12 protein-coding genes are annotated in these 12,482 nt (G+C 53.0%); 5 read left to right on the top strand and 7 right to left on the bottom strand.

What is annotated here, in order from left to right; all coding sequences use genetic code 11:
- Window positions 1-59: 59 nt before the first annotated feature.
- From KOI40_RS07165 to arsC, 3 genes are read right to left on the bottom strand one after another with little or no spacing between them, the layout of a single operon-like run.
- Window positions 60-437 carry a DUF2069 domain-containing protein gene (locus KOI40_RS07165; protein WP_216096799.1) on the bottom strand — a complete coding sequence of 126 codons (378 nt, stop codon included), beginning with the start codon at window positions 435-437 and terminating at the stop codon, window positions 60-62.
- On the bottom strand, window positions 434-1,054 hold the full coding sequence (wrbA, locus tag KOI40_RS07160; RefSeq protein ID WP_216096798.1) for an NAD(P)H:quinone oxidoreductase: 621 nt from the start codon (window positions 1,052-1,054) through the stop codon (window positions 434-436). The genes KOI40_RS07165 and wrbA overlap by 4 nt, the downstream gene beginning before the upstream one ends.
- Window position 1,055: 1 nt before the next feature.
- Window positions 1,056-1,400: an arsenate reductase (glutaredoxin) gene (arsC, locus tag KOI40_RS07155; RefSeq protein WP_216096797.1), complete on the bottom strand. Its 345-nt coding sequence runs from the start codon at window positions 1,398-1,400 to the stop codon at window positions 1,056-1,058.
- A 176-nt stretch (window positions 1,401-1,576) separates the two neighbouring features.
- Here arsC and KOI40_RS07150 point away from each other — a divergent pair, with 176 nt between their 5' ends.
- The 3 genes from KOI40_RS07150 to KOI40_RS07140 are packed head-to-tail and all read left to right on the top strand — an operon-like array spanning window position 1,577 to window position 3,931.
- Complete coding sequence (locus KOI40_RS07150) at window positions 1,577-3,163, top strand: YihY family inner membrane protein (protein WP_216096796.1); 1,587 nt, start codon at window positions 1,577-1,579, stop codon at window positions 3,161-3,163.
- On the top strand, window positions 3,156-3,668 hold the full coding sequence (locus KOI40_RS07145; RefSeq protein WP_216096795.1) for a TlpA family protein disulfide reductase: 513 nt from the start codon (window positions 3,156-3,158) through the stop codon (window positions 3,666-3,668). The genes KOI40_RS07150 and KOI40_RS07145 overlap by 8 nt, the downstream gene beginning before the upstream one ends.
- Window positions 3,665-3,931 carry an acylphosphatase gene (locus KOI40_RS07140; RefSeq protein WP_216096794.1) on the top strand — a complete coding sequence of 89 codons (267 nt, stop codon included), beginning with the start codon at window positions 3,665-3,667 and terminating at the stop codon, window positions 3,929-3,931. Before KOI40_RS07145 ends, KOI40_RS07140 begins: the two co-directional genes overlap by 4 nt.
- A 29-nt stretch (window positions 3,932-3,960) precedes the next feature.
- On the opposite strand, the gene KOI40_RS07135 is transcribed toward KOI40_RS07140, so the two are convergent.
- Window positions 3,961-5,607 (bottom strand): methyl-accepting chemotaxis protein, encoded by a 1,647-nt coding sequence (locus KOI40_RS07135; protein WP_216096793.1) that lies wholly within the window; start codon window positions 5,605-5,607, stop codon window positions 3,961-3,963.
- A gap of 533 nt (window positions 5,608-6,140) precedes the next feature.
- Here KOI40_RS07135 and KOI40_RS07130 point away from each other — a divergent pair.
- Window positions 6,141-8,279, top strand: a complete 2,139-nt coding sequence (locus tag KOI40_RS07130; RefSeq protein ID WP_216096792.1) for a TonB-dependent receptor — start codon at window positions 6,141-6,143, stop codon at window positions 8,277-8,279.
- 51 nt (window positions 8,280-8,330) lie between these two features.
- Here KOI40_RS07130 and KOI40_RS07125 read toward each other — a convergent pair whose 3' ends face one another.
- The 3 genes from KOI40_RS07125 to KOI40_RS07115 form a co-directional block, all read right to left on the bottom strand.
- Complete coding sequence (locus KOI40_RS07125) at window positions 8,331-9,365, bottom strand: AraC family transcriptional regulator (protein ID WP_216096791.1); 1,035 nt, start codon at window positions 9,363-9,365, stop codon at window positions 8,331-8,333.
- A gap of 141 nt (window positions 9,366-9,506) precedes the next feature.
- Entirely contained in the window at window positions 9,507-10,040 is a 534-nt protein-coding gene (locus KOI40_RS07120) for a lytic transglycosylase domain-containing protein (RefSeq protein WP_216096790.1), read from the bottom strand.
- A gap of 67 nt (window positions 10,041-10,107) precedes the next feature.
- On the bottom strand, window positions 10,108-11,832 hold the full coding sequence (locus tag KOI40_RS07115) for a proline--tRNA ligase (protein ID WP_216096789.1): 1,725 nt from the start codon (window positions 11,830-11,832) through the stop codon (window positions 10,108-10,110).
- A gap of 178 nt (window positions 11,833-12,010) precedes the next feature.
- Between KOI40_RS07115 and KOI40_RS07110 the strand changes: the two genes are divergently transcribed.
- Window positions 12,011-12,460: an HIT domain-containing protein gene (locus tag KOI40_RS07110; RefSeq protein WP_233710093.1), complete on the top strand. Its 450-nt coding sequence runs from the start codon at window positions 12,011-12,013 to the stop codon at window positions 12,458-12,460.
- Window positions 12,461-12,482: the final 22 nt, after the last annotated feature.

Here is a 12,482-nt window from a genome sequence, read left to right as displayed (position 1 = left end):
GTTTATGGTGATGCTGTGTCGGAGTCAGAGGGCTGAACCGGTAACCAGATATTGTCAGTTTACACGCTCTGGTGATTGGCTGCTTTTTGCCAGCGGCTGGCCATCATTGAGCTGATAAACAGGACAACCGTCAATACCGTTTGCAGGTAGTCGTTCCATGCCGCGGCTGGCGACATGCTGTTGGTGACACCCACCACGAAGTGAATCAGTATGACAAAACACAACCAATCAAAGCTGCGGGCATGGCTTTTAAGCATGCCGGGCACAAAAATCAGAAGACTCAGGCAGGGCACAATCAAAAGCGTCCAGAATATTTGCTCTTCAAGCAGGCTGGAAACAATGTAGAGCGCAATCAGTCCCACCAGTGAGGCGAGGGTCAGGCGCTTGGCCAGAGCCAGAGGTGGGGTGGCTGAGGGGGAGGTAGAAGGGGTTGTCATAGCGTGTCCAAAGTCAAAGCCAGTGTGGCTACTCGTTTGCCCAGTGCGATGCACAGGCGTTTTTCTTCGTCTGTCAGCGGTTGGTCTGCCTGAGTACCGGCCACATGAGATGCCCCGTAAGGTGTGCCGCCGCTTTGGGTTTCCATCAGATCGGATTCGCTGTAGGGCAAGCCCGCGAGCACCATGCCGTGATGTAACAGAGGCATCATCATGGTCAGCAGGGTGGTTTCCTGGCCGCCGTGCAAACTGCCCGTGGACGTAAAGGCGGCAGCAGGTTTGTTGATCAGGCTGCCGTTCAGCCACAGACCGCTGGTGCCATCGAGAAAGTGTTTCAATGGCGCGGCCATATTGCCAAACCGGGTAGGGCTTCCGAGGATCAGGCCGTGGCAATGTTGCAAGTCTTCCAGGGTGCAGTACACAGCCCCTTCGGCGGGTATCTCCGGGGATGTCTGCTCGCTGGTAGGGGAGACCGGAGGCACCGTTCTCACCCGGGCTTCTATACCGCTCACCTGCTCAACGCCACGGGCGATGTCCAGCGCCATTTTGGCGGTGGCGCCGGAACGGGAGTAATAGAGCACCAGAACGTAGGGAGAGGGCGAGCCGTTTGCAGCGCTCATGTCAGATCAGCTCCAGTACATTTTCTGGGGGGCGTCCCAGCACGGCTTTGGAGCCTTTAACGACAATAGGACGCTCAATCAGCTTGGGAAATTGGGTCATAGCCTGAATCAGGGCATCTTCACTGAGGGATTTGTCGCTCAGGCCGTTTTCCTTGTAGGCGTCTTCACCTTTGCGCAGCAGGTCGCGGGCGCTGATACCGAGCTTGCTCAGCAGCGCTTTCAGGTCGCTGGCGCTGGGCGGGGTTTCAAGGTAAAGAACCACTTCAGGCTCAACGCCATTCTCTTCCAGCAGGGCCAGGGTTTGGCGAGATTTTGAGCAGCGTGGATTGTGATAAATAGTGACCATTGCACGAAATTCCTTTATGTTCATCTGTCATAATCTTCTATTGTAAACATTACCGGCAGTGAACACTACGCAGTGTCTCACGGGCTGAATCGGTTTCATCTCCGGCGTGCAGACTGTTACTGTTCAGGCCGTGTAAAGTGTCCGTACTGGCGAATAAGTTCATATAAAGGATCATCATGAGTGAAGACAGCACCATTTCCGGGATTCGTCGCCGCAAGAATGTAGTGTGGCAGTTTATTCCCCATTTAATGGGAGAGTATAGAGAGAAGGGCTGTCGACAACAGGCCGCGGCTCTTACCTATATGACGCTGTTTGCCATCGTGCCCACCATGACGGTGGTGTTTACGATGTTTTCGCTGTTTCCCGCCTTTGATGGGCTGTCGACCCAGTTGCAGGATTTTTTGTTTCGCTATCTGTTACCCGATTCCGGGCTGGAAGTGGAAGCCCAGCTACAGGAGTTTACCCAGCAGGCGCGCAGTCTGACACTTGCCGGTGTTGGTATGCTGGTGGCGACAGCCTATCTGATGATCAAAAACATCGAGAGCACCTTCAATCGCATTTGGGGGGTGGTGGATGCGCGCAGGGGGTTGAATAACTTTCTGCTCTACTGGGCGATTCTCAGTCTCGGTCCCTTGTTGCTGGGGGTTGGTGTGGCGGTCAGTACCTATTTGTTGTCGCTGCGCTTTTTTAACGAGGGCAATGATCCCACCGGACTGGTGCCGCTGCTGTTGGGTTATTTTCCCTGGTTGATGACCACCGCGGCCTTCACACTGCTATTTGCCGCGGTGCCTAACTGCAAGGTTCCCGTAAAAAATGCCCTCATCGGTGGTCTTTTTACCGCCATTCTCTTTGAGGTGTTTAAAGTCCTGTTTGGCTGGGTCGTTTCGAAAACCTCATTTACCGCTGTGTACGGCACCTTTGCCATGGTGCCGCTGTTTCTTTTGTGGATATACATTCTCTGGGTCATTGTGTTGTCCGGTGCGGTGCTGGTCTGTGCCCTCACCAATTTCACCATGACACGGGAAGTGACCACGGCACGCTATCCGGATTTGATCGCCGCTCTCCTGGCGTTGTGGGCTCTCAAGCAGTGCCAGAAGACCGGACGGGTCGCCAACGATGAGGATATGTTCAATATTGGTGTTGAGGCAGATCAGTGGTTGCGGGTCAGGGAGTCGCTGGTTCGCCATCACATCGTCACGCTGACACAGGACGATGAATACGTGCTCTGTCGTGATCTGGGGTTATTGACCTTACGGCAGCTGGCGGACTACGTTGGTGTTGAATCGCAAATGCCGGGCGTCAGTGATTATTTGCAATCGTTTCACTGGTTCCCCAATGTGGCGGGTCGTTTGCTGTCCATTGATCAGCACATTGAAGTGGAATTTGATGTGACGATTGAGGAGCTGTTTTATACGTCCTCGGACGAACAGGGTTTCTATCCTGATGAAGGACAAGGGCTGGAAGATCTGCGAGAGGAGCTGGACTCCTATGGCAATGTGGATACCGAATTGCCAACCGCAACAGATCTGCCGGAACTGGATATTGAAGAGGGCGAATTCTCACCTGGTGATTTACCCGACGATGTTAGCTTGCCAACGTCGGCGGACTTGCTGGATGAGGAGGACACAAGTTTGCCGGTTGCAGAAAAAAACGAGGCCGAAGATCTGCCGAGTCTTAAGGAATTTTTAACCCGTGATGATAATGAGATCTACGACCCTGAAGCCAGTGATGACTCCGAGAAGCAGGAGCAGAAACGTGGTTAGAGTGATGGCTTTGTGCGCTGCTGTGCTGGTGTTGTTGTCTGGCTGTGGTGATACCCAGTTAAAAACTCTCTCTGGGGAGGATGTGTCCTGGAAACAGCAGCGTGGTCAGTGGGTGTTTATCAATTACTGGGCTCAATGGTGTCAGCCCTGCCGCAAGGAAATTCCCGAATTAAACCAGTTTGCTCTTCAGCACGAAGGTGAAGCGGTTATCCTCGGTGTAAACTTTGATGGTCCTGAGTACGAGGATCTTGAAAAACAAACCCGTGCCATGGGCATTGAGTTTACGCAACTGTTGCACGACCCATCAGGCCTTCTCGGCTTTGACCGTCCCGAAGTGTTGCCAGCCACTTATGTCTTCGACCCGAAAGGCGTTTATCAGGGCGTAATGGTCGGGCCGCAAACGGAAGCGTCTTTAGGGGCCTGGTTGAAAGATGATCCGAAATTGGCCGTAATCCCAATGGCTCACGAACTTAACTCAACAGAACCCATTGAGAGGCCGCAATGAACTGTCAGAAAGGTTGGGTCAGTGGACGAGTACAAGGTGTCGGTTTTCGTTATTTTGTTCAGCAGTGTGCCGAAAAGGCAGGCTTGACTGGCTATGCCAACAACCTTGACGACGGTCGTGTAGAAGTGTTGTTGCAGGGGCCTTCTCCCCGTGTCGATCTGGTAAAAGAGCAGGTTGCCGAGGGGCCGGCAGCGTCACAAGTGACTTCTGTCGAGTGGGCCGATGATTCGTCGGCACCTCTGTCCCGTTTTACCATTGGCTAAACGGGACAGAGATTGGATATTGATGAGGTTCAGGCGCTGATCTTGAACTCGCCCACCAGCCTGCTCAGGGAGGTGCTCAGTTCTTCCAGTTCGCGGCTGGACTCAGAAGTCTTTTCGATTTCGCTATACGACTGCGCTGTGAGGTCCGCCATCAGGTTTATGCCGCGATCAATTTCCTGAGCGGCAACTGACTGCTCTTCCGCAGCGCTGGCAATCTGCATGTTCATATCGGTAATCGTATTGATGGCCGAGACGATATTGCTCAGTGAATTACCCGCTTCTTCCGCCTTGGTGACCGTGACTTCGGTGGTGTTTCCTCCTCTCTGCATGGCTTTTACAGCTTCGGCACTGCCGTTTTGCAGCGACTCAATCATGACCCGGATTTCTTCGGTGGAGCTTTGAGTTCGGGCCGCCAGCGTCCTTACTTCATCAGCCACCACGGCGAATCCCCGTCCTTGTTCGCCGGCTCTGGCGGCTTCAATCGCTGCATTCAGGGCGAGCAGGTTGGTTTGTTCGGCAATACCCCGAATGACATCCAGCACGGATGAAATGGCCAGACTGTCAGCGTTAAGACTGTCAATCACGGTTGAAGCCTGTTTGACTTCCATGGCCAGTGTGTTGACGGATGACACGGCTTCGGTAACGACGTTGCGTCCACTTTCGGCTTCATGGTTTGCGTCACTGGCGGAGCTGGCAGCACCCTCAGAGTTTTTGGCAATCTCATTCGCCGTGCATGCCATTTCGGTGATGGCCGCAACCACGGCTTGAGATTCCTGCTGTTGTTTTTCCATGGACGCAGAATTGTTTTCAAGAACGAGGCGTAATTGGGCCGAGGCGTTGGTGAGTTTTTCGGTTGCTCCTCGCACCTGAATCATCGTGCGCTCAATTTTGCTGACAAAGGCATTAAAGCTTTTGGTCATAAAAGCAATTTCGTCATTGTATTCTTTGCTGTCATCGAGACGCTGAGTCAGATCGCCTTCTCCCGCGGCAATGTTATACAGAGCCGCTGAGGTTGCTGAAAGTGGTGCGGTGATGGAGCGTCCAATCAACCAGGCAAGGATGCCAATAACGAAAATGATGATGACACCGATTACGAAAGGAGAAATTGCAGCTTGATTGAATGCGGCTTGCACATCAACAATGTACACGCCGGACCCCACTATCCACCCCCAGGCCTGAAAGTTTTTTACATAGGAGATTTTGTCAACGGGAGTATCTTGTCCCGGCAGCGGCCACATGTAGTCAACCTGACCTTCCCCTTTGGCTTTTGCGATCTTGGCCATTTCGACAAAAAGATGCTTGCCTTGCGGATCGGTGTTGCCGGAGAGGTCACTGCCATCCAGTTGTGGCTTGGTCGGATGCATGATCATTCTTGGATACGCATCCTGAATCCAAAAATAATTGTCGCCATCATAGCGGAGGTGTTTGAGTGCGGCTTTTGCTTCAGCTTGTGCCTGCGCGCGTGTTAACTCACCGCTTGCTTCTTTGTTCTGGTAATAGCCAAGAGTGTTGTAGGCGAGTTCAACGAGTAACTTGGTGTTCTGGGATTTCTGGGTGAGCAGAGAGTTGTGTAACTGACTCAGTCCGGTTCCGATCAATGCCAGAAGGCCTGCCATCACGATGCCGATCAAAATCCACAGTCGCAATTGTATTTTAAATTTTCGAAGTAGGGCCATTGGCTTCTCCGCTAAATGAAATAAGTAGTGTTGTTAGTGGTTCATAACTACTGACGTTAGCGGTCACAAGGGGAATTAGTTGAGTGGAATCTTCAGGGAATGCCGTAAGAAGGGCATGATCACAGAGTTTGCTGATCTTCGGGGTTGTCAAAAAATAACCAATTTATCCTAAAACCTCTGGGTACTAACAGGTTCTATCCTCAATAAGGTCTCTTTGTCCAAGTCTTTTACGCTTCTTTTAAAAATACATCTGTCTGCAAAAGCCAGAACCCTGACCGGTTAGATCATAGGTGATTTCGAGCTTTGTTCGGACAATAGACCGATAAGGCCGCGGCTATAAATGTGTGTAAACCGTAATTGGGCGAATCATAAATACAGCGTTCAGGTGAGAAGTGGCGGTCAAGTGGCGACGGTATTGGGCACGATATTGTGTCAGCCTTGTGGTAGGTGTTGGCTGAGAGTTCTCCAGGGGCATAGGGACGTGCCCCTTTTTTATGTAATATTGCTGCGCAGATGGAGCGGGGAAGTGGATCATGTTGACCTATGGTATTGATAAAAAAATCGGCGTCAGTGTTAACAGCTGGTGGAGCCAGTCTCTTGACGTGATGCTGAGGGCGATGTTTCTTGGCTCCGTCAGTATTGGTGCTTTAAGCGGCCCACTGCATGCGGCTGAGTCCGCATCCCGATCGACGTTTATGGATGAAATGACCGTCACTGCGCGGCGGGATGCCGAATCCGAGAAATCCCTGATTGGGCAGGTGGGCCAAATTTCCAGTAATGCCATTCAGACTCAGGGGCACACGCACCTGCAGGAGCTGGCCGTACGCATTCCGGGTGCCTGGTTTAGCCGTGGCAATGGGCAGGAAATGCTGGCAGCGGTGCGGTCTCCGGTTTATACCGGTGCCGGCAGTTGTGGCGAGGTCTTGATTGCCGAAAACGGCATTCCCATCCGACCCAGCGGTTTGTGCAACGTGAATCAGCTGTTTGAAGTGAATACAGAGCAGGCTGGCGCGCTGGAAGTCTGGCGTGGAGCCGGTACGGTCTTTTATGGCTCCAATGCCGTGCATGGGGTTGTGAATACGCTGACGCCGTTGTTTGGGGAAAAGTACTTTACTTTGGAGGCTGGCCCTCACGATTATTACCGTTCAAAGCTCGCCTGGGCTGTCGAGCAGGGTGATCACCACTGGCAGTTGAATGCCAATGGCGCCAGTGATGACGGTTTAAAAGACGACGCAGGCTACGATCAGCAGAAAATGACGGTGCAACATCGCTGGGATGGTGAGGCGATGGCTGCCAAAACCACCTTGTCGCTGGTCAATTTGAATCAGGAAACCGCCGGCTATCTTCGAGGGTACGAAGCCTATAAAGATTCTGGCTGGAAAGACAACCCCAATCCCGAGGCTTTCCGTGATGCACAGGCGGCCCGTCTCGTGTCTACTCTGAGCTGGCAGATAAACGAAAATTCTCAATGGCAGCTTTCGCCCTATGCCCGCTACAGCGACATGCGTTTTTTGCAGCACTATTTGCCCGGGCAACCAATTGAAGAAAATGGCCAGAAAAGTGTGGGCTTTTTGTTGAATTATCAAACCTCATTCAACGATCAGTGGCGTCTGTGGACGGGCTTCGACGGTGAGTGGGCCGAGATGTTTGTGAAAGAAACTCAGGCGGATGTTTTGGGAACTCCGGATAACGCCCGCTATCAGGGGGCACATTACGACTTTGATGTTACCAGCAATCAGCTGGCTGCCTTTGTCAATGCCGAGTGGAGCTGGCGTCCTGAGGTCGCGGTTGAGTTAGGGCTGCGCTGGGAAACCCTGACCTACGACTATGACAATCAGTTGCTCGACGGCAGCACTCAGGATGATGGCAGTGATTGTGCGACGCCAGATCTTGAATGCCGCTATTACCGTCCTGCAGATCGCAAGGATCGCTTTGAAAACATCAGCGCGCAATTGGGTGGACGCTATCAGGTTAGTGATCAGTGGACCGTTTATGGGCGTCTTGCGCGCGCCTTTCGCGCGCCTCAAATCAACGAGCGTTACCGTTTGTTGGCAGGGCAGGACGTAGGAGAGTTTGATAAAAAGACCATCGACAGTCTCGAATTTGGAACCCGTTATTACTCGGATAGGTTCACTGCCGAACTCAGTGCTTATGTCATGAAAAAACAGGACGAAGTTCTAAAGGCATCCAACAATGCCACCGTGGGCGATGGCGATACCCATCACTATGGGGTTGAACTGCAGGCGACTTATATTTTTTCTCCTCAGTGGCAACTGAGTGGAAACCTTGCCCGGGCGGAGCATTCGGTTAAGTCTGCCAGTGCGTTTGCCAGTGGCGTGGATGTGTCCGGGAATGAGATGGATACGGCACCTGAGTGGCTGGGCAGTGTACAGTTGCGTTATCAACCCGTAGAGCGCTGGTGGCTTGAACTGGAAACTGTGTATATGGATGATTACTATCTGGATGCAGAAAATGAGCACCAGTACGACGGCCACACCCTGCTGAATGCCATTGCCAAATATCAGTGGAACAATCAGTGGAGTGCCCGGTTGCGGTTGCACAATCTGACTGACACGCGCTACGCCGAGCGAGGCGATTACGCGTTTGGCAGCTATCGTTATTTTACTGGCGAGAACCGCGCGGCTTATCTGGAAGTGCGCCGTCAGTTCTAGGCGCAGCCACGGGCAACTTCAGGTGCAGCAATTCATCGCGACAGTGATCGATCAGTTTTGCTGCGTTTCGCGGTATCGCCCCGGAGTCATGCCGTGCCACTTTTTAAAGGCGCGATAAAAGGCACTGGGTTCAGTAAAGCCCAAAAGATAAGCGGTATCCGTGATGGTAAGTTTGGGTTGTTGCAGATAATCCAGAGCCAATTGGTGACGGGTTTTGTCCAGCACCTCTTGATAGCTGGTGTCTTCTTTCGCCAGTTTGCGCTGTAAGGTTCTTTGGCTGACTCCCAGTTGATCGGCGATACGCGCTTTATCCGGTTCCTGGCCTAAAAGAGATTCTGAAATCAGTTTGGAAACCTGAGCGGTGACAGGTGATTTGTGAGTGGTTTGGTGAATGATCTTGTCGGCCCGCTGTTTCATTAAATCGAGCATTTCATGGCTGGCATGGGGGATGGGAGTGTTCTCCAGGGCTCGCGGGAACAACATAAAGTCTGAATCCTGATTGTATGCCACCGGACATTGGAAAAAATCGTCAAACCGCTGTTGGTGTTCGGGTTCCGGAAAGCACAGGCTGACTTGAGTCGGCGTGTAAGCACTGCCCACCAGCCAGCGACCAAATACCAGATTGGCGGCAATCATGGCGCAGCTGCGAACGGGGGATATGGGTGAGTCTGGATTGACCGGCAGATACCGAATGTTGAGGTGTTGCTCCTCCCGTTGTAAGGCAAAGCTTCCGCCTTCACCGGCAGAGCGCTGGTAGGTTACCACCGATTCCATGGCTTCACCGATGGTGCTGCAATTCATAACGATATAGCCGGCAACACTGAAACTGGCCGGTTGGGTGTGTTCTGCAAAGGTCAGTGGAAATCCGGCATCACCACTGGACCGATTGGCCAGTTGCCAAAACTTTTCCTGTTTATAAAACGGAATGCGATTTTCAGGTTCAAGTAACACGGCCGGATCGATGCCTGCCTGCAACAACAGGTCGTCGATGTCAGGCACGGGGTATTCTTGCAGTGCCTTGACCAGCGATTGGGTCAGGCTGACACTGACCTGAAGATCGGCATTGGGCGACGATTCTGAGTTCATTATTGTGATCGTTTTCAGTTGTGATCGTTTTTAAACGAGGGGGCTGACCAGTAAAGGCTAAACCGATTATAGACTCCTGCGGAGTGAAAGGGGCAGGCTTGTCTGGTTTCTATCGCCAGTGTCTATTATCACCAGGGTCTTTTATCGCCAGTGCCTTTCCCAGGCGTCCATTACGCGCCGCGGGTACCAATACTGCCCATAGCTGCCATTGTAACGGGCCAGAGCTTCAACGAGGCGTCCGTTGGCTTTATTGAGGTAATGTTTGAGAATGGTACAGCCGTAAGTCAGGTTGGTGTCGATGTCAGTCAGGTTGTCTTCCGGATGACCAATTTCGTTTTTCCAGAAAGGCATCACTTGCATCATGCCCTGCGCACCCGCGCTGGAAATGGCAAAACGGTTAAAGTGGCTTTCGACTTCAATCAGGGCCAGGACTATTTCCGGTTGCAGATCGGCGCGACGTGCAGCTCGGTGAATGCGTTGCAGCAGGTCCATGCGCTCTTCAGGATCTTTGACAAATTTGGCCAGGTTGTCCTGTTTCGACACCAGCCAGACTTCCGCGTCAAAGCGGTCTTCAAAGCTGTCACTGTTCTCAATGGCGTTTTTCAGAAGCTCACGCAGTTCATCATCCACCGGTTGTGCTGTTGTGCTCTCAGCGACACCGAGATGACTCAACATGGTCAGACTCATCAGCAGAACTAGTCTGACAAAGGATGTTGTGAGCTTCCTTGTACGCATGGCTGTGTCAGTTGATGGTGGTTTTTAGCATTGTGAACAGGTCGTCCAGGGCGATTTCCTGCTTGTCGGCGTCGCGTCGGCCTTTGTATTCGACCGTGCCGGCTTCAAGGCCGCGATCACCAACCACGACGCGATGGGGGATGCCCATCAGTTCGGTGTCGGCCAGCATCACACCCAGGCGAGCTTTTTCTTCGTCCATAAAAAGAACATCGTATCCAGCTTCGGTCAGTTGTGAGTAGAGCTCTTCACATTTTGAACGAACGGCCTCTGATTTGTTCATGTTGATGGGAACCAGAGCGATCTGGAACGGGGCTATGGCTTCCGGCCAGATAATGCCGTTGTCATCGTAATTCTGTTCAATGGCGGCGGCAACAACGCGGCTGACACCGATGCCATAACAGCCCATGGTCATGACCTGTTCCTTGCCGTTTTCGTCCAGTACCGTCGCGCGCATGGCTTCGCTGTACTTGGTGCCCAGCTGGAAGATGTGTCCCACTTCTATGCCGCGTTTGATTTCCAGCGTCCCCTGGCCACAAGGGCTTGGATCGCCAACGACGACGTTGCGCAGGTCTGCAATGGTGCCAACAGGCAGGTCACGCTCCCAGTTGACCCCGGTGAAGTGATAACCGTCTTTGTTGGCGCCGCAGGCGAAATCCGCAACCACGGCGGCGCTGCGATCCACCAGCACCGGAATATTAAGACCCACAGGGCCGATAGAGCCTGGCTTGCAGCCCAGTTCTTGCTGGATTTTGGCTTCCGGGGCAAAGGTCAGAGGCGAGGCAATACCCTCAAGCTTTTCGGCTTTCAATTCGTTCAGCTCGTGATCTCCGCGCAACACCAGGGCGACCAGTCCCTGATTGCCGTCTTCATCTGCTTCACCCAGTACCACCAGCGTTTTGAGAACCTGCTTGGGCGATACTTCGAGACTTTTCGAAACGTCCTCGATGGTGTGTTGGCCGGGGGTGGCAACTTTGCTTTTTTCCTGGCCGGGCGCAGGACGCTCGTGTGCGGGTGCGACGGCTTCTGCCAGTTCAACGTTGGCGGCGTAATCGCTGGCGGTGCTGAAGGCGATATCGTCTTCACCGCTGTCGGCCAATACATGGAATTCGTGGGAGCTGGAGCCGCCAATGGAGCCGGTATCCGCCAATACCGGACGGAAATCCAGACCGATGCGATTAAAGATGTTGCAGTAAGCACTGTGCATGCGATCGTAAGTGTCCTGCAGGCACGACTGCTGCAGGTGGAAAGAGTAGGCGTCTTTCATGGTGAATTCACGGGCGCGCATAATGCCAAAGCGTGGACGAACCTCGTCGCGAAACTTGGTTTGAATCTGGTAGAAGTTGGCCGGAAGCTGCTTGTAGCTTTTCAGTTCGTTGCGGATCAGATCAGTAATGACTTCCTCGTGGGTTGGGCCCAGACAGAAGCTGTTGTCATGGCGATCAACAATGCGCAGCAGTTCAGGACCGTATTGTTCCCAGCGGCCGGATTCCTGCCACAGTTCAGCGGGCTGCACCACAGGCATCAGGACTTCCTGTGCACCGGCGCGATCCATTTCTTCGCGTACGATGGCCTCTACCTTGCGGAAAACGCGCAATCCCATGGGAAGCCAGGTGTACAGACCGGAGGCCAGTTGGCGAACCATGCCGGAACGCAGCATCAGCTGGTGGCTGATAGCGACGGCATCAGAGGGATTTTGCTTGAGGGTGGCGATAAGAAAACGGCTAGCGCGCATGATGTTTCTGCATCTCTACTGAATTGAATGGACGAGGCCTGTTGACCCTTTGAACTCAATTGACCCATTTGCTCCACCGATCCGGTAATTGCGTCCTGCGGACGTCAGAGCTAGGTTAATTGCTGTAAGGGGGGTATTCTAAAGGTGTTGTTAAGTTGGGGAAAGGAGGAAACCTTAGATGTCTGAACTTGACGTGAAGTTGAAATTCGAGCTGGACCCTCAGTTGCAGAGCGATTCTGTGATTTTGGGGGAGTTTCCGTTGTCTCTGGTCTTGATGAGCCGGGACGCCAACTATCCATGGTGTATTCTGGTCCCGCGGAGGAAGGGGGTGTATGCCATTCATCATCTGGCGGAAGAGGATCGCCAGCAATTAATGCGAGAGTCCTGCCATTTGTCCGAGGTTATGGCGGACCTGTTTGTGCCGGATAGAATGAATGTCGGGGCTCTGGGTAATGTGGTGGCTCAATTGCATATGCACCACGTTGCGCGATTTAAGAACGATCCTGCCTGGCCCCGGCCTGTTTGGGGGGCGGTGGAGGCAAAGGCGTTTACCGAGGAAGAGTTGAAGAGCCGGGTGTCCCGGTTGCGAAGCGCTCTGGCCGGAGATGACTTTACCCCTCCTGCCTGAGGCGGAATGCCTGAAGGTCTTG

Source organism: Pseudomaricurvus albidus (assembly GCF_018863235.1).
GTDB lineage: Bacteria > Pseudomonadota > Gammaproteobacteria > Pseudomonadales > Cellvibrionaceae > Pseudomaricurvus > Pseudomaricurvus albidus.
Note: the sequence above shows the minus strand (reverse complement) of the source record. Positions and strands in the feature narration are given on the sequence as shown.

Excerpts from the sequence above, each read along its gene's own strand:
- KOI40_RS07165 (WP_216096799.1), bottom strand. The coding sequence starts at position 437 with ATGACAACCCCTTCTACCTCCCCCTCAGCCACCCCACCTCTGGCTCTG.
- wrbA (WP_216096798.1), bottom strand. The coding sequence starts at position 1,054 with ATGAGCGCTGCAAACGGCTCGCCCTCTCCCTACGTTCTGGTGCTCTAT.
- arsC (WP_216096797.1), bottom strand. The coding sequence starts at position 1,400 with ATGGTCACTATTTATCACAATCCACGCTGCTCAAAATCTCGCCAAACC.
- KOI40_RS07150 (WP_216096796.1), top strand. The coding sequence starts at position 1,577 with ATGAGTGAAGACAGCACCATTTCCGGGATTCGTCGCCGCAAGAATGTA.
- KOI40_RS07140 (WP_216096794.1), top strand. The coding sequence starts at position 3,665 with ATGAACTGTCAGAAAGGTTGGGTCAGTGGACGAGTACAAGGTGTCGGT.
- KOI40_RS07135 (WP_216096793.1), bottom strand. The coding sequence starts at position 5,607 with ATGGCCCTACTTCGAAAATTTAAAATACAATTGCGACTGTGGATTTTG.
- KOI40_RS07130 (WP_216096792.1), top strand. The coding sequence starts at position 6,141 with ATGTTGACCTATGGTATTGATAAAAAAATCGGCGTCAGTGTTAACAGC.
- KOI40_RS07125 (WP_216096791.1), bottom strand. The coding sequence starts at position 9,365 with ATGAACTCAGAATCGTCGCCCAATGCCGATCTTCAGGTCAGTGTCAGC.
- KOI40_RS07120 (WP_216096790.1), bottom strand. The coding sequence starts at position 10,040 with ATGTTGAGTCATCTCGGTGTCGCTGAGAGCACAACAGCACAACCGGTG.
- KOI40_RS07115 (WP_216096789.1), bottom strand. The coding sequence starts at position 11,832 with ATGCGCGCTAGCCGTTTTCTTATCGCCACCCTCAAGCAAAATCCCTCT.
- KOI40_RS07110 (WP_233710093.1), top strand. The coding sequence starts at position 12,011 with ATGTCTGAACTTGACGTGAAGTTGAAATTCGAGCTGGACCCTCAGTTG.